The 23,293-nt window shown below is 71.8% G+C and carries 24 protein-coding genes and 2 tRNA genes; 6 read left to right on the top strand and 20 right to left on the bottom strand.

Features of this window, described 5'->3' with window-relative positions; genetic code table 11:
- Positions 1 to 211: 211 nt before the first annotated feature.
- Together tig and L1885_RS06895 are read right to left on the bottom strand one after the other, a co-directional pair.
- Positions 212 to 1,636: a trigger factor gene (gene tig / locus L1885_RS06900; RefSeq protein ID WP_235796088.1), complete on the bottom strand. Its 1,425-nt coding sequence runs from the start codon at positions 1,634 to 1,636 to the stop codon at positions 212 to 214.
- A gap of 191 nt (positions 1,637 to 1,827) precedes the next feature.
- Positions 1,828 to 1,904 (bottom strand) — tRNA-Pro (locus L1885_RS06895).
- A gap of 333 nt (positions 1,905 to 2,237) precedes the next feature.
- On the opposite strand from L1885_RS06895, the gene L1885_RS06890 reads away from it, so the two are divergent.
- Positions 2,238 to 2,311, top strand: a tRNA-Gly gene (locus L1885_RS06890).
- 64 nt (positions 2,312 to 2,375) lie between these two features.
- Here L1885_RS06890 and L1885_RS06885 read toward each other — a convergent pair.
- The 13 genes from L1885_RS06885 to L1885_RS06825 form a co-directional block, all read right to left on the bottom strand.
- Complete coding sequence (locus L1885_RS06885; RefSeq protein ID WP_235796087.1) at positions 2,376 to 3,521, bottom strand: tyrosine-type recombinase/integrase; 1,146 nt, start codon at positions 3,519 to 3,521, stop codon at positions 2,376 to 2,378.
- Positions 3,521 to 3,724, bottom strand: coding sequence for an excisionase family DNA-binding protein (locus L1885_RS06880; RefSeq protein WP_235796092.1), 204 nt, complete (start codon positions 3,722 to 3,724; stop codon positions 3,521 to 3,523). The genes L1885_RS06885 and L1885_RS06880 overlap by 1 nt, the downstream gene beginning before the upstream one ends.
- A 5-nt stretch (positions 3,725 to 3,729) precedes the next feature.
- Positions 3,730 to 5,127 (bottom strand): replication initiator protein RepSA, encoded by a 1,398-nt coding sequence (gene repSA, locus L1885_RS06875; protein WP_235796086.1) that lies wholly within the window; start codon positions 5,125 to 5,127, stop codon positions 3,730 to 3,732.
- On the bottom strand, positions 5,124 to 5,294 hold the full coding sequence (locus L1885_RS06870) for a hypothetical protein (protein WP_235796085.1): 171 nt from the start codon (positions 5,292 to 5,294) through the stop codon (positions 5,124 to 5,126). Before L1885_RS06870 ends, repSA begins: the two co-directional genes overlap by 4 nt.
- Positions 5,295 to 5,299: 5 nt before the next feature.
- Positions 5,300 to 5,482: a hypothetical protein gene (locus L1885_RS06865; protein WP_235796091.1), complete on the bottom strand. Its 183-nt coding sequence runs from the start codon at positions 5,480 to 5,482 to the stop codon at positions 5,300 to 5,302.
- A gap of 94 nt (positions 5,483 to 5,576) precedes the next feature.
- Positions 5,577 to 6,110, bottom strand: coding sequence for a GGDEF domain-containing protein (locus tag L1885_RS06860; RefSeq protein WP_268983743.1), 534 nt, complete (start codon positions 6,108 to 6,110; stop codon positions 5,577 to 5,579).
- Between the two features lie 14 nt (positions 6,111 to 6,124).
- Entirely contained in the window at positions 6,125 to 6,469 is a 345-nt protein-coding gene (locus tag L1885_RS06855) for an RAD23 family protein (RefSeq protein ID WP_235796083.1), read from the bottom strand.
- A gap of 19 nt (positions 6,470 to 6,488) precedes the next feature.
- Positions 6,489 to 6,677 carry a mobile element transfer protein gene (locus tag L1885_RS06850; RefSeq protein WP_235796082.1) on the bottom strand — a complete coding sequence of 63 codons (189 nt, stop codon included), beginning with the start codon at positions 6,675 to 6,677 and terminating at the stop codon, positions 6,489 to 6,491.
- A 17-nt stretch (positions 6,678 to 6,694) separates the two neighbouring features.
- The gene (locus L1885_RS06845) at positions 6,695 to 7,384 is read right to left on the bottom strand and encodes a DUF2637 domain-containing protein (RefSeq protein ID WP_235796081.1); all 690 of its coding nucleotides are present in this window, start codon (positions 7,382 to 7,384) and stop codon (positions 6,695 to 6,697) included.
- Between the two features lie 69 nt (positions 7,385 to 7,453).
- Positions 7,454 to 7,639 (bottom strand): hypothetical protein, encoded by a 186-nt coding sequence (locus L1885_RS06840; protein WP_235796080.1) that lies wholly within the window; start codon positions 7,637 to 7,639, stop codon positions 7,454 to 7,456.
- An 89-nt stretch (positions 7,640 to 7,728) separates the two neighbouring features.
- Complete coding sequence (locus tag L1885_RS06835) at positions 7,729 to 9,078, bottom strand: FtsK/SpoIIIE domain-containing protein (protein WP_235796079.1); 1,350 nt, start codon at positions 9,076 to 9,078, stop codon at positions 7,729 to 7,731.
- Positions 9,079 to 9,083: 5 nt separating this feature from the next.
- A complete protein-coding gene (locus L1885_RS06830) occupies positions 9,084 to 9,413 on the bottom strand; it encodes an SCO3933 family regulatory protein (RefSeq protein WP_235796078.1) in 330 nt (109 codons plus the stop codon).
- A 134-nt stretch (positions 9,414 to 9,547) separates the two neighbouring features.
- Positions 9,548 to 10,327 carry a GntR family transcriptional regulator gene (locus L1885_RS06825; RefSeq protein ID WP_235796077.1) on the bottom strand — a complete coding sequence of 260 codons (780 nt, stop codon included), beginning with the start codon at positions 10,325 to 10,327 and terminating at the stop codon, positions 9,548 to 9,550.
- An 18-nt stretch (positions 10,328 to 10,345) separates the two neighbouring features.
- On the opposite strand from L1885_RS06825, the gene L1885_RS06820 reads away from it, so the two are divergent.
- The gene (locus L1885_RS06820; protein ID WP_235796090.1) at positions 10,346 to 10,816 is read left to right on the top strand and encodes an NUDIX hydrolase; all 471 of its coding nucleotides are present in this window, start codon (positions 10,346 to 10,348) and stop codon (positions 10,814 to 10,816) included.
- A gap of 1,407 nt (positions 10,817 to 12,223) precedes the next feature.
- Here L1885_RS06820 and L1885_RS06815 read toward each other — a convergent pair.
- Positions 12,224 to 12,418, bottom strand: a complete 195-nt coding sequence (locus L1885_RS06815) for a hypothetical protein (RefSeq protein ID WP_225022957.1) — start codon at positions 12,416 to 12,418, stop codon at positions 12,224 to 12,226.
- Between the two features lie 469 nt (positions 12,419 to 12,887).
- Between L1885_RS06815 and L1885_RS06810 the strand changes: the two genes are divergently transcribed.
- Positions 12,888 to 14,126 carry an acyltransferase family protein gene (locus L1885_RS06810; RefSeq protein ID WP_443732425.1) on the top strand — a complete coding sequence of 413 codons (1,239 nt, stop codon included), beginning with the start codon at positions 12,888 to 12,890 and terminating at the stop codon, positions 14,124 to 14,126.
- 176 nt (positions 14,127 to 14,302) lie between these two features.
- On the opposite strand, the gene L1885_RS06805 is transcribed toward L1885_RS06810, so the two are convergent.
- Together L1885_RS06805 and L1885_RS06800 are read right to left on the bottom strand one after the other, a co-directional pair.
- On the bottom strand, positions 14,303 to 15,298 hold the full coding sequence (locus L1885_RS06805) for an aldo/keto reductase (RefSeq protein WP_235796076.1): 996 nt from the start codon (positions 15,296 to 15,298) through the stop codon (positions 14,303 to 14,305).
- A gap of 63 nt (positions 15,299 to 15,361) precedes the next feature.
- Complete coding sequence (locus tag L1885_RS06800) at positions 15,362 to 16,519, bottom strand: PP2C family protein-serine/threonine phosphatase (protein WP_235796075.1); 1,158 nt, start codon at positions 16,517 to 16,519, stop codon at positions 15,362 to 15,364.
- A gap of 102 nt (positions 16,520 to 16,621) precedes the next feature.
- On the opposite strand from L1885_RS06800, the gene L1885_RS06795 reads away from it, so the two are divergent.
- Together L1885_RS06795 and L1885_RS06790 are read left to right on the top strand one after the other, a co-directional pair.
- Positions 16,622 to 17,854: a GNAT family N-acetyltransferase gene (locus L1885_RS06795; RefSeq protein WP_235796074.1), complete on the top strand. Its 1,233-nt coding sequence runs from the start codon at positions 16,622 to 16,624 to the stop codon at positions 17,852 to 17,854.
- Positions 17,855 to 17,948: 94 nt separating this feature from the next.
- Positions 17,949 to 18,395 (top strand): NUDIX hydrolase, encoded by a 447-nt coding sequence (locus tag L1885_RS06790; RefSeq protein WP_235796073.1) that lies wholly within the window; start codon positions 17,949 to 17,951, stop codon positions 18,393 to 18,395.
- 42 nt (positions 18,396 to 18,437) lie between these two features.
- Here L1885_RS06790 and L1885_RS06785 read toward each other — a convergent pair whose 3' ends face one another.
- Both L1885_RS06785 and pepN read right to left on the bottom strand, forming a co-directional pair.
- Positions 18,438 to 19,535, bottom strand: coding sequence for a hypothetical protein (locus tag L1885_RS06785; RefSeq protein ID WP_235796072.1), 1,098 nt, complete (start codon positions 19,533 to 19,535; stop codon positions 18,438 to 18,440).
- Positions 19,536 to 19,714: 179 nt separating this feature from the next.
- Positions 19,715 to 22,291 carry an aminopeptidase N gene (gene pepN / locus L1885_RS06780; protein WP_235796071.1) on the bottom strand — a complete coding sequence of 859 codons (2,577 nt, stop codon included), beginning with the start codon at positions 22,289 to 22,291 and terminating at the stop codon, positions 19,715 to 19,717.
- A gap of 178 nt (positions 22,292 to 22,469) precedes the next feature.
- On the opposite strand from pepN, the gene L1885_RS06775 reads away from it, so the two are divergent.
- Positions 22,470 to 23,102 carry a mycothiol-dependent nitroreductase Rv2466c family protein gene (locus L1885_RS06775; RefSeq protein ID WP_235796070.1) on the top strand — a complete coding sequence of 211 codons (633 nt, stop codon included), beginning with the start codon at positions 22,470 to 22,472 and terminating at the stop codon, positions 23,100 to 23,102.
- Positions 23,103 to 23,293 lie beyond the last annotated feature (191 nt).

The following is a 23,293-nucleotide window of genomic DNA, read 5'->3' as shown; positions in this document are numbered from 1 at the left end:
CGTGCGGCAGGGGGCAGCCGGCGGGCGGGCGGCAGGGGCCGCGGGACGGCGGGCAGCGGGCAGCGGGCAGCCGGGGAAACGTCGCCCGGGGGGGGTGGCTGCGGGAGGAGCGGGCGGCGCGGAACACGGCGGGCGGTGCGGGCGGTGCGGAACGCGGCGGGCCCCGGACGCGGTGTGCGTCCGGGGCCCGCCGTGCGTGTGCGGTGGCCGATCAGGCGGTCGGCTTGTCCTCGGAGCCGCCGGCCTCGTCCGCCTTGTCCTCGGCGGCCTCGACGGTCTCCGTGGCGGCCTCGGCCGTCTCGGTGTCGCCCTCGACCTCGTCGTCCTCGTCGTCCAGGTCGACCGTCTCGCCGTTGGTGTCGACGACCTTGGCGGCCTCGACGACCAGCGCGAGCGCCTTGCCCCGGGCGACCTCGCCGACGAGCATCGGCACCTGGCCGCCCTCGACGACGGCCTGCGCGAACTGGTCGGGGCTCATGCCGGAGGACTGCGCGCGACGCATGAGGTGCTCGGTGAGCTCCTCCTGGTTCACGTTCAGCTTCTCCTTGTTGACGAGCTCGTCCAGGATGAACTGGGTCTTGATGCCCTTGACCGCCTGCTCGGAGGTCTCGGAGTCGAACTCCTCCTGGGTCTTGCCCTGGATCTGGAGGTACTGCTCGATCCCCATGCCCATCTGCGGCAGCTGGTGGTGCTCCAGGTTGTGCTTGCGGGTCTCGACCTCGTCCGCGAGCAGCTTCTCCGGGATCGGCACCTCGACCAGCTTCAGCAGCTCGTCGAGGACGCGCTCCTGCGCCTGCGTGGCCTGGTCGTACTGCTTCATCGACACAAGGCGCTTGCGGCTGTCCGCGCGCAGCTCCTCCAGGGTGTCGAACTCGCTGGCGGTCTGGGCGAACTCGTCGTCCAGCTCCGGCAGCTCGCGGGTCTTGACCTCGGTGACCTTGACGGTGACCTCGGCCGCCCTGCCCTCGGCGGAGCCGCCCTTGAGCTCGGAGGTGAAGGTGGCCTCGCCGCCGGCCTCGAGGCCGGTGACCGCGTCGTCGATGCCGTCGAGCAGGTCGCCGGAACCGATCACGTAGTCGACGCCGTTCGCGACGCCGTCCTCCAGGACCTCGCCGTCGATACGGGCCTCGAGGTCGACGGTCACGACGTCGCCCTCGGCGGCGGCGCGCTCGACGGTGCTGGTGGTGGCGAAGCGGTCGCGCAGCTGCTCGACCGACTTGTCGATGTCCTCGTCGTCGACCTCGGCCGCGTCGACCGTGACCTCGATGCCGGAGTAGTCCGGGATCGTGATCTCGGGCCGGATGTCGACCTCGGCGGTGAAGGAGAGCAGCTCGCCGTCCTTCAGCTCCTTGATGTCGACCTCGGGCTGGCCGAGGACGTTCAGCTCACCCTCGTTGACCGCCTCGGTGTAGAACTTCGGGAGGGCGTCGTTGACGGCCTCCTCCAGCACAGCACCACGGCCGAAACGCTGGTCGATGACGCGGGCCGGGATCTTGCCCTTGCGGAAGCCCTTCACCGTGACCTGGTCGTTGATCTTCTTGTACGCCGCGTCGAGGCTGTCCTTGAGCTCCTCGAAGGGCACCTCGACTGTGAGCCGAACCCGGGTCGGGTTCAGGGTCTCCACGGCGCTCTTCACGGTTCGGTCTCCTTGGTGGCTGATTCTCGGGTGTGCCTGCCGCGCGCCGGTTGCCGGCGGCGGCCTGCTGTTCGGCCCGGGCTCCTGGGGTCCATCGGAGACACGTCAGACACGCGGGCACGCAGCTTGCATAGTAACCGCAAGCAGGAAGCGCCCCACAACGCGATCTTCGGGTGCGCGCGACTGGCGACTGGTCGGGGTGGCCGGATTCGAACCGACGACCTTCCGCTCCCAAAGCGGACGCGCTACCAAGCTGCGCCACACCCCGTCGGTGCGACACGTAGGGTACATGCCCGAAGGCGCTGCGTCGGACCCCTTTTACCCGCGGCATGCCGCGGGTGGGCATCCGCCGGCCCCTGACCGGCCCCGCGTCTTCCCTGGCTCCGCGTCCGCGTCCGCCAAGGGAAGCGGGCAGTAGTGGAAGCGGGCAGCCGAGAACGCGGAGAGGCCGAGAAGCACGGACACCCGTGCGGAGCGCGACGCAGGGGGCCAGAGACCAGGGACCGGGGACACGGCCACCGGTGTGCGGAGAACGGCCCGGAGCCGCTACGATGCTCTGCGTACGCGCTCGGACCGCCCCTCGGGGCACGGCCGGGCTCGCGCGGGCGTAGCTCAATGGTAGAGCCCTAGTCTTCCAAACTAGCTACGCGGGTTCGATTCCCGTCGCCCGCTCCACACGCTGAGGGCCAGGTCAGAGGTTCATCCTCTACCCTGGCTCTCAGTCGTTTGTGATCTTGATTCAGGGTGACGTGCCCGCCGCGTGCCCGTCCGCGTCGCGATCTTGCTTTCGCGCTTGCTCGACAGCGGCACTCACGGCGTTACCGATCAGCCGTTCACGCTCGGCGGTGGCGTGCTGGTAGATCAGCGCCGCACGAGCCGTACTGTGCCCCATGCGCGTCATCAGCTCCCGGGTACTGGCGCCCGTAGCCGCCGCCAGAGTGTTGCCCGTGTGGCGAAGATCATGGAAGTGCAGACCCTTGATGTCCGCCGATACGCACGCCCGGCGCCAGAGCTTATTGAAGTGATTCCGGCGCGGAGTCGCCCCCTTTGCTCCGACGAACACGCGTCCATCGGCACCGGATTCGGCGTACACGTCGAGGTGCGCCAACAGGTCACCCGTGATCACGGCGGGGATCGCCACCGTGCGTTTGCCGGCCGCGCTCTTGGGCTCCTTGATCAGCCGAGAGCCGTCATGCAGCTCTGCCACGTTCCGGCGCACTCGGAGAGTCCCCGATTCGAAGTCGAGATCACGCCGGCGCAACCCGACCAGTTCACCCCAGCGAAGCCCGGAGAAGGCCGCCAGGAGGACGAGCGCGCGGTATCGGGGCTGGATTGCCCCCGCCACGGCATACACCTCCTGAACCGTCGCTGTGGGACGTTCGGGAGTCTGCGCCGAACTGGCACCCTTGATCCGACAAGGGTTGCGCCGGATCAACTGGTCTTCCACAGCGGTCATGAGCACGGCTCGCAGCAGGGCGTACGACTTGGCCACAGTCGAGGGCCCGGCGCCTGCACCCAATCGTGCGACGCGCCAGGCACGCACCATGGCAGGCGTGATGTCGGCAACGGCCACTGTGCCGAAGGTCGGCTCCAAGTGGTTCCGCAGCAGCGAGCGATAGAGATCCGCAGTCGAGGCACCGATGCCGCGCTCCGTGATCCAGGTCGTGGCGTAACCGCCGAACGCGACCTTCCCCGCCTCGGGATCGGCCCAGTCACCGGCGCGCAGCTCAGCCTGCCGCTCTGCGAGCCAGTCATCCGCATCCCGCTTGGTCCGGAAGGTCTTCGGTGCCGGACGGTCAATGCCGTCAGGACCGAGGTAGCGCGCCTGGTAACGCCCGGAAGGAAGCTTGCGCACCCGGCCGAACGCCCGCTTCTTGCCGGCCATCAGGCCACACCCCGCAGACGACGGACGGAGGGCGCGACCGTATGAGCCATGACGAACGCTTCAACGGCGCTTTCGGGGATGCGGACGTGTCGACCGACCTTGACGAAGGTGATCCGGCGCTCCTCGATCAGCCGGCGCGGGAAGCGCACGGTCGTCCCGAGCAACCCGGCCACCTGTTCCACGGTGAGCAGACGGTCAGTCATGGTGATCATGCCCCTTCCAGGTCGGCCAGTTCGGCGCGGTGTTCGCGGGCGGCGTCTCGGTTGTGTTGGATGTCGCGGTGGAGCTGGGCGGCGAGCCAGGATTCGCCGGGAGTGAGGCCGTGGCCGGCGTAGGTCCAGTGCGCGAGCGTGAGGGTGGTCGCCTCCGGGTCGTCGTCCAGGTCGGGCAGGCCGAGGGCTTCGCGTTGCTGGGCGGCCCGGTAGTCGGCGCGGACCTGCCGGAGCGCCCCGAGGGTGGTCGAGTACCGGCGGGACTTGGTGGAGAAGTGGCCTCGGAAGCCGAGCATGTGGGCCCAGCGCCACAGTTTGCGGTCCGGGTAGGCCGGGTCGAGTTCGGAGCAGGCTTGGATGAGGCGGCGGGTGTGGTCGGGCAGGTCCGGCAGCTTGTCCAGCTCGGACAGCTCACCGATCCGGCGATCCACGGTCCCGGTCGCCTCAGCGGCCTTGGTGGCGTACTTGGCGACGTAGGAGGCGACGGCCTGTTCGGTGAGGTCTTCACCGTGGCCGAAAGCGCCGATGGGCTGCACGTCGAGCTGCGTCCCCCAGCGCAGAACGCGAGCCGGATACTCGCCAGAGGCCGGCAAAGCCACCTCAGCGCGGGCAGCAGCGGCCCGCAGGGCGTCCGTCAGGAGGTCGATGGTGGCCCAGGACGGCGGGGCGGTGTCGGGGCCGTCTGGTCCGTCGAAGCGGATCACGGCATGGAAGTGGATGGCACCGCGCTTCTGGTACTCCGCGACCTTCCCGTAGGAGACCCGGAGCCGTTCTTTCAGTTCGCGTTGGGTGATGCCGGCGCGGGCGGCGAGTTCGCGGGGCAGGTAGATGGTGACGTAGCGCCAGAGGTGTCCGGCGTGGTTGTTCCACAGCACCGCGCCGGCGTAGTCGTACGTGGCCGGGTCGAGGGCGGTCCCGAGTTCGGGGGCGCCTTCCGCGTGGCCTACGCCGCAGCGGCAGCGGCCGGAGGTGGGCCGGTTGTGGACCGGGCCGAAGGAGGGGGCGGTGAGGGTGGCGAAGACGCGGGGGTGGTCGCGCACGGTGTGCGGGGTGCCCTTGGACTCATCGCCGGTGAGGCCGGCGCGGATGAGGTGGTAGGTGTCGCCGGCGTAGGTCCAGGCGCAGGCCGGGCACCGGGAGGCACGGCGGTTGCCGCACGCGACGCGGAGGCGTCCGCCTGGTTCCTTGTCGGTCGAGTAGGCGTGCAGGACTGTGCCGGTGGTGGGGTCGATGGTCTTGGTGGAGCCGGTGAGGTGGATGGGTTCGGCGCAGCCGCCGGTGCGGCGGATTTGTTCTTGCCAGCGGTCGAAGCCGGGCGACCCGGCCACCCTGAACAGGTCGTTGAGGGTGGTCGGGTCGAGGCCCGCCGCCGCGAGGGTGGCGGAGGTGGTCACTGCTGGTTCTCCTTCGGGGGGTGGGCATCGAGCCAGGCTTCGGCGCACACCTTGTGGACGGGCTTGCCACGGTCGGAGCGCAGCGGGGTGGGCTTGTCGCACAGCACGCAGGGCTGGTCACCGGTGTGGTCGTAGTGCTCCGGGGAGCGCCAGTCGAGGAGGGCCATGGGGCTCACCGGCCGGCGCGGGCGAGGGCGGCGGCGGGCAGGGTGTGTCCGGTGCCCTTGCAGGCCGGGCACACGGCCGTGAGCGTGGCGCGGGTGCCGTCGGGGAGGCGGGTGCCGGTGGTGATGTGGACGGTCGGGAAGCCGTCGCAGTGGCGGCAGATGGGCAGGACGGGGGCGTGGTCGGGCATCATGGGGTGTCCCTTTCGGGTCTGTGTGGCTTGGAAGGGGTTGCAGGCGCCCGGCGCGGCGGAAGTTTGGCGACCGAGGCCGCGCCGGGGGCCGTTATCGGTTGCGGCGTCCGTGGCCCTTGGCCGCGTACATCGCGGCGTCGGCGGCGGACAGGGCGTCCGTGAGGCGAGGCAAAGCGAGATCGACCAGGCGGCAGACGCCGACTGAGGCGGAGACCGGCAGTACGCGGCCGTCGTAGAGGACCGGCCGGTTCAGCGCGGCCGTGAGGGCGGGGAGCCCGGCGGTACGCGACTCGGCGGTGACCAGCGCGGCGAACTCGTCTCCACCGAGCCGGGCCGCGATGCCATAGCGAGCCGTCCACAGGGCCAGGCGGAGCCCGGTTGCGCCGATCACGGCGTCACCGGCGGCGTGGCCGTGGTGGTCGTTGATCTGCTTGAAGTCGTCCAGGTCGACCAGGACCGCCACGGCCCCGGGCGAGCGGCGGATGAGCCGTTCGGCCCGCGCGGTGAAGCCGCCACGGGTGTGGAGACCGGTGAGCGGGTCACGTCGGGCGGTGGACAGGCGGCGGGCGAGCAGTCCGCCGTGCAGGGCCCATCCGGTCACCGGGGCCACGGCCGCGAGGAACATCGGGTCCACGGGGCTCACCGGGCCTTGTGCTGGCTGTTGAGCAGGGAGCGGATGACGATCGCGCACACGGCGACCGAGGCCCCCGTCACGGCGACCGCCAGGAGCATCGAGACCAGGACCGTCCCGACCACCAGCACGGCGGCGGTTCCGCCGGCGGCGAGGGCGACGAGGGCGCCGGGCGTGAGCTGAACCGTCGGCCGCGTCGAGACCGGGGCCGGGGCGGGCGCGGTCGGCGTGTGGGTGTGACCGCAGGTGCAGGCCGGCACGTGGCCGTCCGAGGTCGGCACGAGGGGCGCAGCCGGCGGCAGGACGCTCGGAGCGGGGGCGGTGTCGGGGCGGGGGTACTTCGGCGTGAACACGATGTGCCGTCCTTTCGGGTCAGGGGTTGCAGCGGTGGGTGCGGGCGGCGAGTTCGGCGCCGGCGCGGTCGGGCTTGTCGGTGGAGAAGTTGCAGCCGGGGGCGGTACAGGTCGCGGTGTGCTTGGTGCGGCCGTGGCCGTCGTAGTGGGAGCCGACCTGAACGGGGCCGATGCGGAGCAGGTCGTAGAAGCGGCGCGGACGCGGCATGGCGGGGTCCTTCCAGGTCAGGTGAGTTGGGCTACGAGGGAGGCGGCGAGGGGGCCGGGGACGCCGAGACGGGCGCGCAGGGTGTCCGCGTCGATCGGCCGCCCTGTGCTGTCGCGGTGGGCATCAGCGGTCTTGCGGGCGTAGTCGAGGAGCGCCGGGGGCACCGGCGCCGGCGCGGGAGCGGGCTCGACGGTCGCGGCTTCCGCCGCAGGAGCGGGAGCCGGGTCGGCGGTGGGCAGTTCGGGCGCCGGGTCGGTCTCGCGCTCCACGGTGACCATGTCGTCCGCTGGTTCAGGCGCCGGTGCCGATTGGGGACCGGGCGCGGTGGTGGTGTCGGGTGTGGGGTTGTGGGCGAGGAGGGTGCCGCCGAGGAAAGCGAGGGCGGGCCAGCCGGCGACGAGGATGCGCAGCCAGGCCGGTACCGCGTGCAGGTCGAGGAGGCCGGCGGTGGAGACGTTCGCGCCGAGGGATGCGGCGAGGGCGACCGCGAACCAGGCCCATACGGCGCGGGCCGGTTGGTGGGCGGTGCGCAGGGTTCGCATGCGGCGCCAGGCGGCCATCAGGAGCAGGTCGACGCTGATGGGGTAGGCCCAGGCTTTCCAGCCGTGTTGTCCGGCGGCTTCGGCCAGGTCGTGGAGGTGGGCGAAGGACAGGGCCCCGGCAATCACGGCTTGGATCAGCACGGCGTCGACACGGATACGGGGCATGCCGGGCACCTCCTTTCGAGGCAGTTCAGGGGCCGGGCGGTCGGGGTGGGCCGCCCGGCGCCGGGGTGGTCAGGTGTTGGGGTCGAGGCCGGAGCCGAGGCAGGTCAGGCACAGGCCCTCCTGTTGGCCGACGACACGCTGTCGGCGGCCGACACGGACGGTCCGGGCGACCTGCCCCGAGCCCTTGCACGAGGGACAGGCAGGCGGTTCGGACGGCGGCTTGGTGGCCGTGCGGGCGGTGGCTTTGCGAGCCATAACGGGAATCCCTTCCGGTTTCAGGCATGAGGGGGGTAGGGACCTGGCGCGAGACGGTCACGCCGACCGGTGAAGCGGGGAGCGGGGTGTTAGTCGGTGATGGGCCGGGGCTTGATCAGCGAGGGGCCCTTGACGGGTGCCGGCGCGTCGGCGGGCACGGTGGGACGGAACGGCTTGAGGAAGGGCAGTTCCGGGGTGAGGTGGGCGAAGGCCCGGCAGGTGGCAGCGGCTTCCGTGGGGGTGGTTTCGGGAGTGCGGATGCGGGACCAGCCGCCGGAGGAGTCCCCAGCCACGGCGATGCCGGGGCGGTCGGCGGGGATGGCAGTGGCGGCGAAGACGGCTTCCGGGGAGATGTCCCCGAGGCCCATCTCTCCGGTCTGCTTGTCGTTGACACGGTGCACCACACGCCCGGTGAGCTGGGCACGCAGGGCGGTGGCCCCCTTGCCGAGGTCGGAGCCGAAGCGCTGCCCGCACACCTCCAGGAAGATCCCGACCGCACGGGACATCTGCGCGAGGCGGACCATCTGCGTCACCATCCGATCCCGACGCTCCTCTTCCTTGCGCACGGTGGTGAGGAAGAGTTCCGCGACCTCATCCACCAGCACCACCAACGGCACCGGCCGCACCGTCTCCGGCAGCTCCCACAGGTCCGAGACACCGTGCTCGCTCAGCAGATCGAAGCGGTTCTCCATCTCCGTCACGAGGGCATCGAGCAGGCCGGCCGCCTCATCCCGGTCCGTGGCAAGGGCGGACAGGCGCGGGGCGTAGGGGCGCTGCTCGACGCCCCGCTTGCAGTCGATCCCCACCAGTCCAACCAGGTGCTTGGCGAGGCCGGTGACGAGGTTGCGCTGATACATGGACTTGCCCGACTGGTTCGCGCCCAAGGTCAGGTTGTGCGGGATCTTGCGGTAATCCCGCACGAACGCCGACCCGTCCTCCCGCAACGCCACCGGAACCACCATCGGACCCGAAGGGGCCCGGCGGGGCATGCGGACTCGCCGGAGTACGTCGTAGCCCGTCATCCGCAGTTCCACGAAGCCGGGCTTCGTCGTGGTGACGTGCACGGAGTGGACTCCCCAGGCGTGGCGCAGACGCTCGGAGGCAGCCGCCACGTCGGCAGGCTCCAGACCGGCCGGCAGACGCAACGTGACCCGCATCCCCGTCGACGTTCCCCGCACCTGGCGGACCTTCGGCGGAACCGGCTGGACCTCGGAGCGTCGGGCGACGTTGCGGACCAGGAAGGCCCGCAGCCGGGAGGGCTGCACGGTCAGGCCGCACACGTCCATCGTCGAGGAGTAGGTGACCGTGAAGCGCCCTATCGCGATCGGCAGGCCCACCAGCGACCAGTACGCGCGAGGAGCGCGAACCTTCGCATAGCCGATCCCACCCGCGCCGGCCGCGACGCCGGACAGTTCCAGCAGCGTGGACACGTCCGTCACGAGGATCAGACCCCCGCCGTGACCGCAGCCGCCCGGAAGGAGATCCCGTGCCGCTTCTGCCCGTTGAACTCGTTCTCCCAGTCCCGCGCCCTGAGTCCAACCACCGTCACCGGCATCCCCGGCGCCAGCCCCTCCGGCAGACCCGTCGACGGCACGGTCACCTGGTAGAGGTTGCCCTCACCCTCGTCCGAGATCAGCAGACCCACCGTCGCGAGCTGCGCACCGGTCTCCCGGTCCACCGCGATCTCACCGGTCTGCTTGTTGACGAGCTTCGGCGTCGGCGCAGTCGCCACGAACACCACAGCGGTCGAGACATCGATCTTGAAGGACGGCATTACTTCTCCTCTAGTGGAGGTGGTCTCCTGCACTCATGTACATGAGTGATGAGTAGAAGAGTGCCCGACTCATGTACATGAGTCAACCGCATTCGCGAAGCATCTTGAGGGGGATAGCTATCCGTGACGCGCCGTCAGTCTCCGGCGGGGAAGCGGTAGTCGAGAACGAACTGGTCAGCGGCCATGACCGTGTCGCACACCTCGACGACCCGGCCGGCTTCGGTGACAGCGTTTCGGACGAGGTGGATGACCGGCGAGCCCGGGCTGAGAGCCAGAGCGGTGGTCTCTGCCTTCGTGGCCAGCCTGGCGCGAACGGTCTCGGTGAACTCGGCCAGGACGTGGCCACGGTCTTCCAGGCGAGCGTAGATTCCGCCACCGCCCGGGTTCTCCGCGAACATCTCCGGAATGTCCTTCACCACGTCCCAGGGCAGGTACGAGGTGGCTTCCTCCGTCGGTACGCCGTCGCGGAAGTAGCGCCGCTTCCGCGCGAGGACCTGTGCGCCCGCCGGAACGCCAAGACGCTCGGCCACGTCTTCCGGCGCCTCCACGGGACCAATGAACAGGACGTTGACGGACGGCTTACCGCCTGACTGTTCAGCCTCGGCCAGGTAGGCAGCCTTGCCGGCCTTGCGATGTGATCTCCGGAACCGGTCGGATGACTTTCGCTGGACGGGTGGGCGGGAGCGGACGAAGGAACCCCGGCCGTGGTGCGTCTCGATGAGCTGCGTTGTACGAAGCTCCGCCACGGCCTTGCGAACGGTGCCCGATGCGACGGCGTACCGCTGCATCAGCTCAGACTCACTGGGCACGGGGGCCCCGGGTGCCAGAGCGCCGGAATGGATCTGCGCCGCGAGATCATCGGCGATCTGAAGGTACTTCGCCTTGGCCGTCGAGGCCACGTCACCACTCGCCATAGTCCTTCTACGTCTCCTATTCTCCTGTACATGAGTAGCAGCCACGAAGAGACGCCGTCAACGCCGCTCCACTCCGTGTCCGTGGCCGGCGTGGTCGTGAGGGAGGACGGCCGTGTTCTGACCATCCGGAGGGCCGACAACGGGACCTGGGAGCCCCCGGGAGGGGTGCTCGAACTCTCGGAGTCTCCTGAGGATGGAGTGCGGCGGGAAGTCTACGAGGAGACCGGCATCAAGGTGCACGTCGAGCGCCTGACAGGGGTCTACAAGCACACGTCTCGCGCCATCGTCGCGCTGGTCTTCCGCTGTAGGCCCGAAGGCGGTCACGAGGAGCTGTCCGACGAGTCGACGGCAGTCGAGTGGCTCACCCCGGACGAGATCACCCACTGCATGCGCGAGGTCTTCGCCGTCCGGGTCACAGATGCGCTTACCGCCAGCGACCCGCATGTCCGTTCTCACGACGGCCGCAAGGTGATCAGCACCGGCACCTGACCCGCGAAGCGGAGCTGTTACAGGTTTCTCTACCTCATCAAGGCACCCGGCTGCGCTCCGCTCCGCCGGGCGCGCTTCCCGGCTCCGCTCCGGGCGCCGCTCCTGCCTTCGGCCCGCTCCGCCCGCGCTGCACCGACGCGCGCCCACGACGGGGAGGGGCCGAGGCCATGAGTCGGGACCCGAGACGCGGGGCGGCTCACGGTCAAGGACACGCCTCCGGCGGGGGCGCTCATGCGTCCGGGGTGGGAGGGCCCGTCCTGCGGGTGCCGGCATCGTCGGGGAGAGCGTGGGGGGCTCCCATCCCGACCACCTTCGGCCCAGGTCAAGCCGAGCAGACGCGGCCCAGGGCGTCCAGGTCGTTCGTACAGTGGCGCGCTCCACCTGGACGCCCTGAACCACGCCCGCTCCACTACGTGTGGGCCGAAGGCGGACGGGATGGGAGCGCGGGGAAGTGCGGTGGCTGAGCAAATTGAGGCGGCTGAGTACCTGGGAGGGACACGGCTAGACGGCTGATACCATGTCAGGTGGCCGTTAAACCACGCCAAATAGCACCCAGTTGCGCGGCTGCAACGCGTAACTAGGTGCTCGGCTCAAGCTTGGAGGTCTCGTTGCCCGAGAACCTGCCGCACTTCAATGAGGTACCCGCAGACTACCGGATTAGGTATTGCACCGGCAATACCTGTCCGGTGGTCTGTAGCCGCACGTGCCGCCTGCATGCGATCACACCAGGAGGGGAGCCAACATGGCTGCATCGCGTCACGGCCGCCACCGCCCTCATCACCGCGTTGGTCGGCTTGGCCTCCTTGTGGCCTCAGACGCACAGGGAGGTGGCGGACGTGCCCGTGGCGTGCCCGGTCGTGCGGGAAGTCACGGGGAGCCACGGCGAGCCGGGGCGCGACCACACCTTCGCCGCAGGTGAGAGACCTAGCAGGTCAGGGGCCTACCGCATAGCAGGTCTTCCAAACTAGCTACGCGGGTTCGATTCCCGTCGCCCGCTCCGGCGCCCTTGCGGCGCCCTGATCGCACGGCTCCGGCCCGGCAGGCGCATCGTCGCCTCCGGGCCGTTCCTGTCTCCCGGTCCCGCCCGTCTCGACGTCCCCGCAGAACGTCCCCGCAGGCGTCCCCGGCTTCCACGCGTCCCGGCTTCCGCGCCCCACCGCCGGACGCGAACGCCCTCCGCCGTTCGCCCGCGAGCGGCGTGCGCCGCTCCCGCGCGCCGGCCGTCCCCCGGCCGCCCCGCGGGCCCCCGCCGGTCACGCGACGGCCACCCTCGCGCACGCGCGCACCACGAGGGCACGGGGCCTCCGAACACGGCACCTGCGGGGGCGCCGGAGCGCCCGCGCGAGCCGCCCCGGGGGCGATCGCGCCGGGTCCTCACGAGGGGACGGCCGGCCGGCCGCCGACCGGTCAGAAGTGGATCTGGCTGATCGTGTCCCCTATGGAGTTCATGAACCTGTTCACGGACGGCGCGATGTCCGTCGAGGCGAGGAAGAAGCCGAACAGGATCGCCACGATGGCGGGTCCGCCCTTGATGGACTTACTACGGATCATCAGCACCAGGATGATCGCCAACACCACCGCTACGGACACTGAAACGGCCATAACTGATCACACCCTCGGTCGGTCCGCCTAGCCGGCCGCGGGACCGCGCCTCATCTCGCACCCCGCTGGCAACCATCGTGCCACCAACCCCTGTGTGCGTGCTGCCCAGTGACGAATCATCGACGGCCAGAACGCGCCATCCCTCAAGGCCTGCAAACCGTCGCAACCGCAACGTTCCGCCCGGACACGCCGTCCACACGTGATCAATGCCCCGAAGAAAACGAAAAGATCACGCGCCATCGTTTCACCGTCCACACAGATGAATCACAGAATGCATGGACGACGCCGGACGGGGCAGCAGCAACTGCAATTGGGGCTGCCTGTGAGCCCGCTGAGAGCGTAGCGAGATGCCCAGTTATGGGTGGATGAATCCGGGCATAGCGCACGGTTGTTGTCGGTTTCGCGTTCCGTTGAGCCAATCGGTACCGCGGTTTTACGAAATGGATTGAGCGGGTCTAGGGTGCGTCAAATGGTTCAGGCGTCACAGGGATATGAGAAGGGCACCCGGTCGGGCGGCCGGCAGCAGGAATCAGCCCGCACGGCCGTCGCGAACGCATCGACCGGGGTGGCCGACACGCCGCCGGGCAAGGTCGGTCAGCCGAGGCGGCCCACGGAACCGAGACGTGTGACCTCCACCATCGCGCCGTCCGGCGGGACCGGTTCGCGGGCGGCCGCGGAGTCCGCCGGCACGACGGGGCCCGCCCCGAAGAGGCGCGAGGCGTTCTTCGACAACGCCAAGTACCTGGCGATCGTCCTGGTCGCGGTGGCCCACTCGTGGGAGCCGATCATGGACGGCAGCCGGACGACCAAGGCGCTCTACATGGTCGTCTACACCTTCCACATGCCGGCGTTCATCATCATCTCCGGCTACTTCTCGCGCAGCTTCACCGCCAAACCGCACCAGCTGAAGCGGCTGGTGACCGGCGTCGCCGTGCCGTACATCGTCTTCGAGACCGCGTACTCGCTGCTGAAGTGGGCCGGGGAGAAGCCGCACACCCTGAGCATCAGCCTCCAGGACCCCTGGTTCCTGACCTGGTTCCTGATCGCGCTGTTCGTGTGGCGGCTCACCACGCCGCTGTGGCGGGCCATCCGCCACCCCCTGCCGGTGGCGCTGGTGATCGCGATGCTCGCCTCGTTCTGCCCGTCGATCGGCAACGACCTGGACCTCCAGCGGGTGCTGCAGTTCCTTCCGTACTTCGTGCTGGGCCTGTGCCTGCGGCCCGAGCACTTCCAGTTGGTGCGCCGGCGCGAGGTGAGGCTGCTCACTCTTCCGCTCTTCGCGGTCGCCCTGGGCTTCTCGTACTGGATCGCGCCGCATTTCGCCTCCGCGTGGCTGTACCACAACACCAGTGCGCAGCAGCTCGATCACGCGTGGTGGACGGGGCCCGCGATGGAACTGGGCCTGTTCTGCTGCTCACTGCTGCTGACCGCGGCGTTCCTGGCCTGGGTGCCGGGCCGGCACATGTGGTTCACGGTGCTCGGCACGGGCACCATCTGCGGCTATCTGCTGCACGGCTTCGTGATCAAGGGCGCCGGGTTCGCCGGCGTCTTCGACGACCACCCGTGGCTGAGTGCCCCGGCGGGCGAGGCCGTCGTGTCCCTCACGGCCGCCGCCGTGGTGACCGTGCTGTGCACCCCGCCGGTGCGGCGGGCGTTCCGCTGGGCGGTCGAGCCGGACATGGCCTGGGCGTTCCGCGCCCAAGGCTGAGCGGGCGGTCCGGCCCCAAGACGGGCGTACGGCCGGTGCGGCGGGTTGAGGCCGCACCGGCCGTACGTCGTTCACGCCCCGGCCGCACCGGCGTCGCGTTCACGCCCCAGTGCCGGCCGGCAGCGACCGCCCGTCCGCGTCCGCGTTCTTCCCTGCGCCCGTGGGCTCCCGGGCCCCTACGACGCCCCCTGCCGTCCGAGCAGCGTGTCGATCTCTTCCATCTGCGCCCCGGTGAGCGGCCCGTGCGCGAGGGCGCCCGCGTTCTCCTCCGCCTGTGCGACGGTGCGGATGCCGGGGATGGGCACGATGCCCGGGCTCCGGGCCCACAGCCAGGCGAGGGCGCCCTGGGCGAGGGTGCGCCCACCCCCGGTGAGGACCGAGCGGACGGCGTCCACCCGCGCCGCCCACCGGGGCTCGGGCACGCCGCCCCGGCCGAACCAGTGCAGCCAGGCGGGCGGGAGCGCCCTGATGTCGCCGGTGGCGCCCCGGCTCCTCGCCCCCTGCGTCGAGGCCAGCAGGCCCATGGCGAGCGGACTGCGGACGACGCTCGCGAGGCCGCGGCTCTCGCAGAACCTGAGCATGCCGGGGGCGTCCTCCAGCACGTTGCACGCGTGCTGCACGGCCAGGCAGTGCGGCCCGTCCGCGAACACGGCGGCGCGCGCGGGATCGTCGGTGCTCCACGCGTAGCCCCGTACGAGCCCCTCGCGGACGAACTCCTCGCAGGCCTCGCGCAGCTCGGCCCCCTGCTCCGGCGAGGCGCCGCCCAGGTGGAGCTGGTAGAGGTCCACGCGGTCGGTGCCCAGCCGGCGCAGCGACGCCGTCAGGGCGCGCCGCGCGTACGCGGGGCTCGCGTCCTCGCCCGTGCGGGTCCGGGCGTCCTCGTCGAAGGTGTTGCCCCACTTGGTGGCGACGACGACCTCGTCGCGTCGCCCCTTCAGGGCCCGGCCGAGCACGCGCTCGCTGTGGCCGGCGCCGTAGAGGTCGGCCGTGTCGAAGAAGGTGACGCCCAGGTCGAGAGCCCGGCGCACGGCGGCCAGGGACTCGTCGTCGTCCACCCTCCCCCAGCCGAGCGGGCTGCCGTCGCCGTCCCGCCACTCGCCGCCGATGGCCCAGCAGCCGAACCCGAGGGCGCCGACGCTGATGCCGCTGTCTCCCCATGTCCTGTTCTCCATGAGGGCGACGCTAGGAGTTGGAGCGCACGCGAAGACAAGGGGGAGGGAGGGGTCCCCCGGGTGTCACGGGGTCGCGTCGGCGTCGCGCGTGAGCAGCAGCAGGGCCCGGTCGTCGTTGACGTCCTTGGCGACCGCTTCTATGAGGTGCCAGGCGGCGCCTTCGAAGCCGGCCTTCACGTAGCGGTCGGCCGCGCCGGTGAGCCGGTCGATGCCCTCGCCCAGGTCCCGGCCGGGTGCCTCCACGAGGCCGTCGGTGAACAGCATCAGCACGTCGCCGGGCCGCAGCGCGCCCTTGACCGGGTCGAACTGCGCGCCGTCGTAGACGCCGAGGAGGGGGCCCTCGCCGGACTTCTCCTCCCAGGCGCCGGTGCCGGCGTGCAGCTGGAGGGCGGGCAGGTGGCCGGCCGAGAGGAGTTCGTAGTCCCCGGAGTCGAGGTCCAGCACCAGGTGGATGGAGGTCGCGAAGCCCTCCTCCCAGTTCTGCCGGAGCAGGTAGCCGTTCGCCGCGGGCAGGAAGCCGTGCGGCGGCAGGGACCCCAGGAGCCCGCCGAACGCGCCCGACAGCAGCAGCGCCCGGGACCCGGCGTCCATGCCCTTGCCGGACACGTCGGTCAGGACGACCTCCAGGGTCCGGCCGCCGTTCGTCCGGGCCGCGACGACGAAGTCGCCGGAGAACGACTGGCCGCCCGCCGGACGCAGGGACCACTCGCGGTACCAGCCCTTGGGCAGCGCCGGCAGGGAGCTCTGCACGCGGATGCGCTCGCGCAGGTCGAACAGCATGGTCCCGCCGCGCCGCCAGGGGACGCCGACCCGGGCCCTGAACTGGGCGAGCAGCAGGCCGAAGAGGCCGCACGCGGCGACCACCAGGACGGTGCCCGGCGTGACGCGCCCGGGCCCCTCGTTGTACGGGCCGAGGACGACGGACTCGACGATCAGCGCCGCCGCGGCCGCCGCGTACAGGCCGAGCAGGCTGGCGGGCCGCAGCAGGAGCCCGCCCATCACGATCGGCACGGCCAGCGCCGACGACGCGCACCACAGGGGCAGCGCCAGCGTCGTCACGGTGATCGCGGGCACGAGCAGCAGCAGCCCGATCATCGCGATCCAGTCGGAGCCCTCGCCCCGGAAGTAGTCGACCCCGGATCGGCGCAGCACGGTGCGCGCCCGGTGCAGCCTCTTGCGCATCCGGGCGGTGTACGTTTCCGCTCCCGCGACACCGGCCATGGTGATTGGACCCTATCGATCAGTTCGCCCGCCGTGCAGAGGGGGCCCATTGTGTTCGATATCGGATCGCCGCGGCAGTCGTCGGCTGGTACTGATGGGCACATGACGGAACTCCGCGTACTGCACAAGGACCACTGGGACCGGTGGTACGGACAGTTGATGAGGGCCTTCGGAGGTGAGGGCGAGCCCCGTGAGGAGCGTGAGCTGTGGGACGCCCTGACCGAACTCGACCGCTCGCTCGGGCTGTGGGACGGGCGGGAGTGCGTCGGCACGGCGGGCGCCTTCTCGTTCCGGCTGTCCGTACCCGGCGGGGCGCTGGTGGCGGCCGCGGGCGTGACGATGGTCACGGTCGCGGCGACGCACCGGCGGCGCGGCCTGCTGCGGTCCATGATGCGCGCGCAGTTGGACGACGTGCGCGAGCGCGGGGAGCCGCTCGCCGCACTGACCGCCTCGGAGCCGGACATCTACGGACGTTTCGGATACGGCTGCGCGACGCGCAGGCTGTCGCTGGAGATCGACACGACCCGCGTGCGGATCGCGCCCCCGCCCGGCACGGACGAGGTCGCCGTGCGCTACGCGTCGCCCGCCGAACCGGCCGTGGGCCGCCGGATCGAGGAGGTCTACGCCCGCGCGGTGGCCGGCCGGCCGGGGATGCTCGCACGGCAGCCCGGCTGGGAGCGGCTGCCGCTGCTCGACCCGCCCGGGGACCGCGGGGGCGCGTCCCCGCTCCAGTGCGTGCTGGCGGAACGCGGCGGCCGGGTGGCGGGCTTCGCCCTGTTCCACACGACGGGCGACTCCGACGCCGCCGGAGCGAACGGGGTGGTCCGGGTGCGGGAGGTGTACGGGGACGATCCGGCGTCGTACGCGGCGCTGTGGCGCTTCCTGTGCGAGATCGACCTGATGTGGACGGTCACGGCGAAGCGCCGCCCGGTGGACGACCCGGTCCTGCACCTCCTTTCGGACGTGCGCCGCTCGGGCCTGCGGCTGCGTGACGACCTCTACCTGCGCCCGGTGGACGTGGGTTCGGCGCTGTCGGCCCGTACGTACCGCACTCCGCTCGACGTGGTGCTGGAGGTGGCCGACGACTTCTGCCCGTGGAACGCGGGCCGGGTGCGGCTGAGCGGCGACGCGGGGGGCGCGGTGTGCGAGGCCACCGCCGACGCGCCGGACCTGGCGCTGTCGGTGCGCGAGCTCGGCGCCGCCTACCTCGGGGGCACGACCCTGCGCGAACTCGCGGACGCCGGGCGGGTGCGGGAGCTGCGGCCGGGTGCTCTGGCGGCCGCGTCCACCGCGTTCTCGGGCGAGCCGGCGCCCTGGCTGCCGCACGGCTTCTGACGTTCCGGGCCGTCCGGCGGGCGGGCCCGGGGGCGTGGCGCGGGCGCCGGGAAACCGGGGGCGCGCACCAGTGGGCCGCGGTTACGCTGCCGCGATGCGTACCTCACTTCGCGTGGCCGCCTACGCCGTCCTGGTCGACGACAACCGCATCCTGCTGTCGCGGCTCGTGCCGCACCTGCGCGACGGGAACGCCGCGGGCCGCTGGACGCTGCCGGGCGGCGGGATCGATCCCGGCGAGGACCCGTTCGACGCGGTGGTGCGGGAGGTCGAGGAGGAGACCGGCCACGACGCGCGGATGACGGCGCTGCTCGGCGTGGACTCCGGCGTGCGGGGCTCGCTGCACAGCGTGCGGGTCGTGTACGAGGGCGAGATCACCGGCGGTGCGCTGCGTTCCGAGCCGAACGGCTCGACGGACCTCGCCGCCTGGCATCCGCTGGACGCGGTGGCGGCCCTGCCGCGCGTCGAACTGGTGGACGTGGCACTGCGGTTGTGGCGCGAGCGGCCGGCCGTGGGGCACGTGGCGGCGGTCTCGCCCCGGTAGCGGCGGCGCCCGGCCGGGCGCCGGCCCGGTCGCCGGCTTCCGTCACCGCGGCAGCACCACCACGTAGGCGGCGGGCTCCCGGTCGTCGGCGGCCGTCAGCGCGGTGCGCACCACGACGGTCTGCTGTTCGGGGGCCTCCCGCAGCTTGCGGGGCGTGAGGTGGACGACGGTGATGCCGAGCCGTTCGAGGTGCTCGCGCTTGGCGGCGCCGGCGTCCCAGCGGGCGTCGTCGGCGCCGCTGTCGAAGCTGCCGCAGAACCTCGGGGCCCTGGTGTCGAGTTCGACGGCGACGGCCTGGTCGGGCCAGAAGGCGTCGACACCGCCGAGGTGGGGGCCGCCCGGCAGCCGCAGGTCGACGTTCCACAGCGGCTCGGGCAGCGCGTTGTCGCGCACGAGCGCGTACAGGCGGTCCTCGGCGCGGGCCCGGCCCTCGGCGAGGAGGGCGTCGACCGCGCCGACCACGTGCGGTCGCGACAGCAGCCGGGCCGCGGCCAACTCGGCGACGATGGCGCCGGGTTCGCAGTAGCCGTCCCGTACGGCCTCCGTCAGCAGCCGGCGCACCGAGCCGGCGTCGGGCAGGTCGGCCACCGCGTCGGCGAGCGCCCGGGCCACCGGCGCGAGGGCGAGCCCGCCGACGAGTTCGGGTTCGGGCAGGGCCGCCGCCCTGGTCAGCCGTACGAAGCCGGTGGAGCGCAGCCTCCTGGTGCGCGGTACGAGCACGTCCAGGGCCTCCAGGGACAGCGGGGAGGGCGCCGACTCGAATCCGCGGGCCGCCAGCGCCGCGAGGCCTGTGAGCATCGCGGAGGCGCCCGGGGCGCCGGCCGGTCCCGGCACCCGCCGGGGCGCGACCGCGCGTCCCGCGTACAGCAGCGCCGCCCGCATGCGGTCCTCGCCCGTGACCGGCCCCCGGTGCAACAGGTAGACGCCCGGCAGCAGTTGCTGCCAGGGGCCGAAGGGCCGGCTCTGCGCCGAGGCGGTGGCGGCCGAGACGCCGCGCTCGCGCAGCTGCGCGGTCGTGAGCAGGCGCGGGCCGGGGGCGCCGGCGACGGACGCGGACGCGGACGCGGCGGGTGCCTGTCCTGCGGGGCGGCCGTCGCAGCCGGGGCGGGGGGAGGAGAGGGGGGTGCTGTTGTTGTTCATGCTCCCGGTCTCCCCCGCCCCCCGCGACCCGCTAACCCCTGTTACAAGGGCGTTGCCCAAACCGGACAAGCCCGTCCTAAAGTACGGGCGTTCGACAGCCGAGCAGGGGGTCCCCCGTTCGGCCGAGGGCCCGGCCGGCACCGGCCCGGGTGGGGCGGCGCCGGCCGGGGTGCCGACGCTCAGGCCGCGGCGTCGCACTCCTGGGCGCGCAGGGCGCGCGCCAGGTCGTCCTCCGCCTCCCGTACGAGGCGGCGCAGGGCGGGCGCGGCGCCGGCGTGCTCGTCGAGCCAGCCGCGGGCGGCGGCCAGTGTCGCCGGGTCGTCCTGGAGGTCCGGGAACAGGCCCCGCACGATCAGCACGCCGATCTGGATGGACCGCTCGGCCCACACGCGTTCGAGGGCGTCGAAGTACCCCGGCGCGTACGGCGCGATCAGCTCGCGCTGCCCGGACTGCGCGAAGCCGGCGATCGTCGCCTCCACCAGCGCGTTGGACAGGGTGTCCTGCTCGACGAGGACCTTCCACGCCTCGGCCTTCACCTCGGCGGAGGGCCGCGAGGCGAGGCAGCGCACCGCGTGGCGCTCGCCCGACGCGGTGTCGTCGCGCGCGTGTTCGGCCTCGATGGCCGCCCGGTCCGCGCGGCCGTGCGAAGCGAGCGGGCCGAGGAGGGCCCAGCGCATCTCCTGGTCGACGTCGAGGCCCGGCACCTGCTCGCTTCCGTCGAGCAGGCCCTGGCACAGCGCCAGGTCCCCGTCGGCCTCGGCGACCCGGGCGAAGAAGCGCGCCCAGGTGAGCTGGTGCTGGCTGCCGGGCTCGGCGGCGCGCAGCTCGCGCAGGGCGCCCTCGGCGAGCAGCCGGCCGCCCTCGGCGCGCCAGGCGGGCGCCGCGTAGTGGACGAGCGCGGACTCGGCCCACGTGTGCAGCATCTGCAGCACGCCGATGTCGCTCTCGCGTCCGGCGTGCGCGAGGACGAGGGCGATGAAGTCCCGCGCGGGCAGCAGCGCGTCGCGGGTCATGTTCCACAGCGCCGACCAGCTCAGCGCGCGCGCCATCGGGTCGCTCAGCGCGCCGAGGTGCGCGCGCAGCGTGTCGAGGGAGGCCGCGTCGAGGCGGGCCTTGCAGTAGGTGAGGTCCTGGTCGTTGACGAGGATCAGGTCGGGGCGCTCGGCCCCGGCCAGCTCGGTGACGACGGTGCGCGGGCCCGCGACGTCCGCCTCCGTGCCGGCGTACGCGGCGAGCTCCCCCTCGGGCGTGAGCCGGTAGAGGCCCACGGCGACGCGGTGCGGGCGCAGTTCGGGGTGCGACTCGGGGGCGTCCTGGACGACGGCGATCTCCTGCACGCGCCCGTCGTCGCCGTAGACGATCTGCGGGGTCAGCGAGTTGACGCCGGCGGTCTGCAGCCAGGACCCGGCCCAGCCGGCCATGTCGCGGCCCGAGGTCTCCTCCAGCACGGCGAGCAGGTCGCCGAGCTCGGTGTTGCCGTAGGCGTGCCGCTTGAAGTAGCGGCGGGCGCCCTCCAGGAACGCGTCCCGGCCGGCGTACGCGACCAGCTGCTTGAGCACCGAGGCGCCCTTGGCGTAGGTGATCCCGTCGAAGTTGAGCTTCGCGTCCTCCAGGTCGCGGATGTCGGCGGTGATCGGGTGCGTGGAGGGCAGCTGGTCCGCGCGGTAGGCCCAGGCCTTGCGGTTGTTCGCGAAGGTGATCCAGCCGTTGGTGAAGCGGGTCGCCTCGACCATGGAGAAGCAGCCCATGAAGTCCGCGAAGGACTCCTTCAGCCACAGGTCGTCCCACCAGCGCATGGTGACGAGGTCGCCGAACCACATGTGCGCCATCTCGTGGAGGATCACGTTGGCGCGGCGCTCGTAGGACGCCTGCGTGACCTTGCCGCGGTAGATGTACTCCTCGCGGAAGGTGACCAGGCCCGGGTTCTCCATGGCGCCGAGGTTGTACTCGGGCACGAACGCCTGGTCGTACTTCCCGAACGGGTACGGGTAGTCGAAGTTGTCGTGGAAGAAGTCCAGGCCCTGCTTGGTGACGAGGAACACGTCGTCCGCGTCGAAGTGCTTGGCGAGGCCCTTGCGGCACAGGGCGCCGAGCGGGATCTCCAGCTCGCCGCCGTCCGGCAGCGCGCGCCGGTAGGTGTCGGTCACGTAGTGGTACGGGCCGGCGACGACGGCCGTGATGTACGTGGAGATCGGCTTGGTCTCGGCGAAGCGCCAGACGCCGTCGGCGTCGCGCGTGCCGGCGCCGTTGTTCCACACCTGCCAGCCGTCGGGCGCGGTCACCTCGAAGCGGTAGGGCGCCTTGAGGTCGGGCTGCTCGAAGTTGGCGTAGACGCGGCGGGCGTCGGCGGGCTCGTACTGCGTGTAGAGGTAGACCTCGCCGTCCTCGGGGTCGACGAAGCGGTGCATGCCCTCGCCGGTGCGGCTGTAGGCGCACTGCGCGTCGACGACGAGGGTGTTCTCCGCCTGGAGGTCGCCGATCGCGATGCGCGAGCCGTCGAAGACCGTCGAGGGGTCGAGGGGGCGGCCGTTGAGTGTGACGCCGGTCACGGACGGGGCGATCAGGTCGACGAAGCTCGCGGCGCCGGGACGTGCGCAGGTGAAGCGCAGCGTGGTGACGGAGCGGAAGGTGCGGGGCCCGGTCGCCGGGCCCTCGCCGACCGCGGAGCGGAGGTCGAGAGCCACCTCGTAACCCGTGGCGGACAGCAGTTCTCCCCGCTCACGGGCCTCGTCGCGGGACAGGTTCTCTCCAGGCACGGGGGCAGCTCCTTCGCAGCTCACGGACGTCTTGAAACCAGGTCGATCCTCCCATGTCGGTCCGGGCCGCCCCACACGGCCGCCCGCCGCCGGGAATTGCGCTGCGGGGGCCGCGCGTTGCCTTCTCGCGGCGGGGTGCGTCCCCGTGCGTCCCCGTACGGACTTTTCGAGGAGAGACATGTCGGAGAAGACCCCGGTCGATTTCTGGTTCGACCCGCTGTGCCCGTGGGCGTGGATGACCTCCCGCTGGGTGCTTGAGGTGCAGGAGGCCAGGAACCTGGACATCCGGTGGCACGTGATGAGCCTCGCGGTGCTGAACGAGCCGCGGCTCGACGAGATGCCCGAGGAGTACCGCGAGCTGATGGCGACGAAGGCCTGGGCGCCCGTGCGCGTGGTCGTCGCCGCCCAGCAGAAGCACGGGGACGACGTCCTCGGCCCGCTGTACACCGCGCTCGGCACGCGCATCCACAACAAGGGCGAGGGTCCGACGCGTGAGGCGATAGCCGGCGCGCTCTCGGACGTCGGCCTGCCGGCGGAGCTGCTGGAGTACGCCGACTCCGACGCGTACGACACGGAGCTGCGCGCCTCCCACAAGGAGGGCATAGACAAGGTCGGCCAGGACGTCGGCACCCCGGTCATCGCCGTGCCCGGCCCCGACGGCGAGCAGATCGCCTTCTTCGGTCCCGTGGTGACGCCCGCGCCGAAGGGCGAGGAGGCGCTGAAGCTGTGGGACGGCACGCTGCTGGTGGCGTCGGTCAAGGGCTTCTACGAGATCAAGCGCACCCGCACGCAGGGACCGGTCTTCGACTGACGCCCCGCACGCAGGGACCGGTCTTCGACTGACGCCCCGCACGCGGGGACCGGTCTTCGGCTGAACGTCCCGCACGCGGGCGCACGAGGGGCGCGGCAGGCGGGCGGCCGGGGACCGGTGTTCCCGGCCGCCCGCCCGCCGACCCGCTCCGGCGGCCCGTGCCCCGCGGGCCCTCCCGATACGCCCCGGCC

It is taken from the genome of Streptomyces fuscigenes (genome assembly GCF_021556455.1).
In the GTDB taxonomy this organism is placed as follows: domain Bacteria; phylum Actinomycetota; class Actinomycetes; order Streptomycetales; family Streptomycetaceae; genus Streptomyces; species Streptomyces fuscigenes.
Note: the sequence above shows the minus strand (reverse complement) of the source record. Positions and strands in the feature narration are given on the sequence as shown.

Excerpts from the sequence above, each read along its gene's own strand:
- L1885_RS06840 (WP_235796080.1), bottom strand. The coding sequence starts at position 7,639 with ATGGCTCGCAAAGCCACCGCCCGCACGGCCACCAAGCCGCCGTCCGAA.
- L1885_RS06885 (WP_235796087.1), bottom strand. The coding sequence starts at position 3,521 with ATGGCCGGCAAGAAGCGGGCGTTCGGCCGGGTGCGCAAGCTTCCTTCC.
- L1885_RS06830 (WP_235796078.1), bottom strand. The coding sequence starts at position 9,413 with ATGCCGTCCTTCAAGATCGATGTCTCGACCGCTGTGGTGTTCGTGGCG.
- L1885_RS06880 (WP_235796092.1), bottom strand. The coding sequence starts at position 3,724 with ATGACTGACCGTCTGCTCACCGTGGAACAGGTGGCCGGGTTGCTCGGG.
- L1885_RS06850 (WP_235796082.1), bottom strand. The coding sequence starts at position 6,677 with ATGCCGCGTCCGCGCCGCTTCTACGACCTGCTCCGCATCGGCCCCGTT.
- L1885_RS06870 (WP_235796085.1), bottom strand. The coding sequence starts at position 5,294 with ATGGCCCTCCTCGACTGGCGCTCCCCGGAGCACTACGACCACACCGGT.
- L1885_RS06800 (WP_235796075.1), bottom strand. The coding sequence starts at position 16,519 with ATGGCCGGTGTCGCGGGAGCGGAAACGTACACCGCCCGGATGCGCAAG.
- L1885_RS06790 (WP_235796073.1), top strand. The coding sequence starts at position 17,949 with ATGCGTACCTCACTTCGCGTGGCCGCCTACGCCGTCCTGGTCGACGAC.
- L1885_RS06805 (WP_235796076.1), bottom strand. The coding sequence starts at position 15,298 with ATGGAGAACAGGACATGGGGAGACAGCGGCATCAGCGTCGGCGCCCTC.
- L1885_RS06860 (WP_268983743.1), bottom strand. The coding sequence starts at position 6,110 with ATGTTCCTCGCGGCCGTGGCCCCGGTGACCGGATGGGCCCTGCACGGC.
- L1885_RS06815 (WP_225022957.1), bottom strand. The coding sequence starts at position 12,418 with ATGGCCGTTTCAGTGTCCGTAGCGGTGGTGTTGGCGATCATCCTGGTG.
- L1885_RS06810 (WP_443732425.1), top strand. The coding sequence starts at position 12,888 with ATGGTTCAGGCGTCACAGGGATATGAGAAGGGCACCCGGTCGGGCGGC.
- L1885_RS06795 (WP_235796074.1), top strand. The coding sequence starts at position 16,622 with ATGACGGAACTCCGCGTACTGCACAAGGACCACTGGGACCGGTGGTAC.
- L1885_RS06825 (WP_235796077.1), bottom strand. The coding sequence starts at position 10,327 with ATGGCGAGTGGTGACGTGGCCTCGACGGCCAAGGCGAAGTACCTTCAG.
- L1885_RS06775 (WP_235796070.1), top strand. The coding sequence starts at position 22,470 with ATGTCGGAGAAGACCCCGGTCGATTTCTGGTTCGACCCGCTGTGCCCG.
- L1885_RS06845 (WP_235796081.1), bottom strand. The coding sequence starts at position 7,384 with ATGCCCCGTATCCGTGTCGACGCCGTGCTGATCCAAGCCGTGATTGCC.
- L1885_RS06865 (WP_235796091.1), bottom strand. The coding sequence starts at position 5,482 with ATGCCCGACCACGCCCCCGTCCTGCCCATCTGCCGCCACTGCGACGGC.
- L1885_RS06785 (WP_235796072.1), bottom strand. The coding sequence starts at position 19,535 with ATGAACAACAACAGCACCCCCCTCTCCTCCCCCCGCCCCGGCTGCGAC.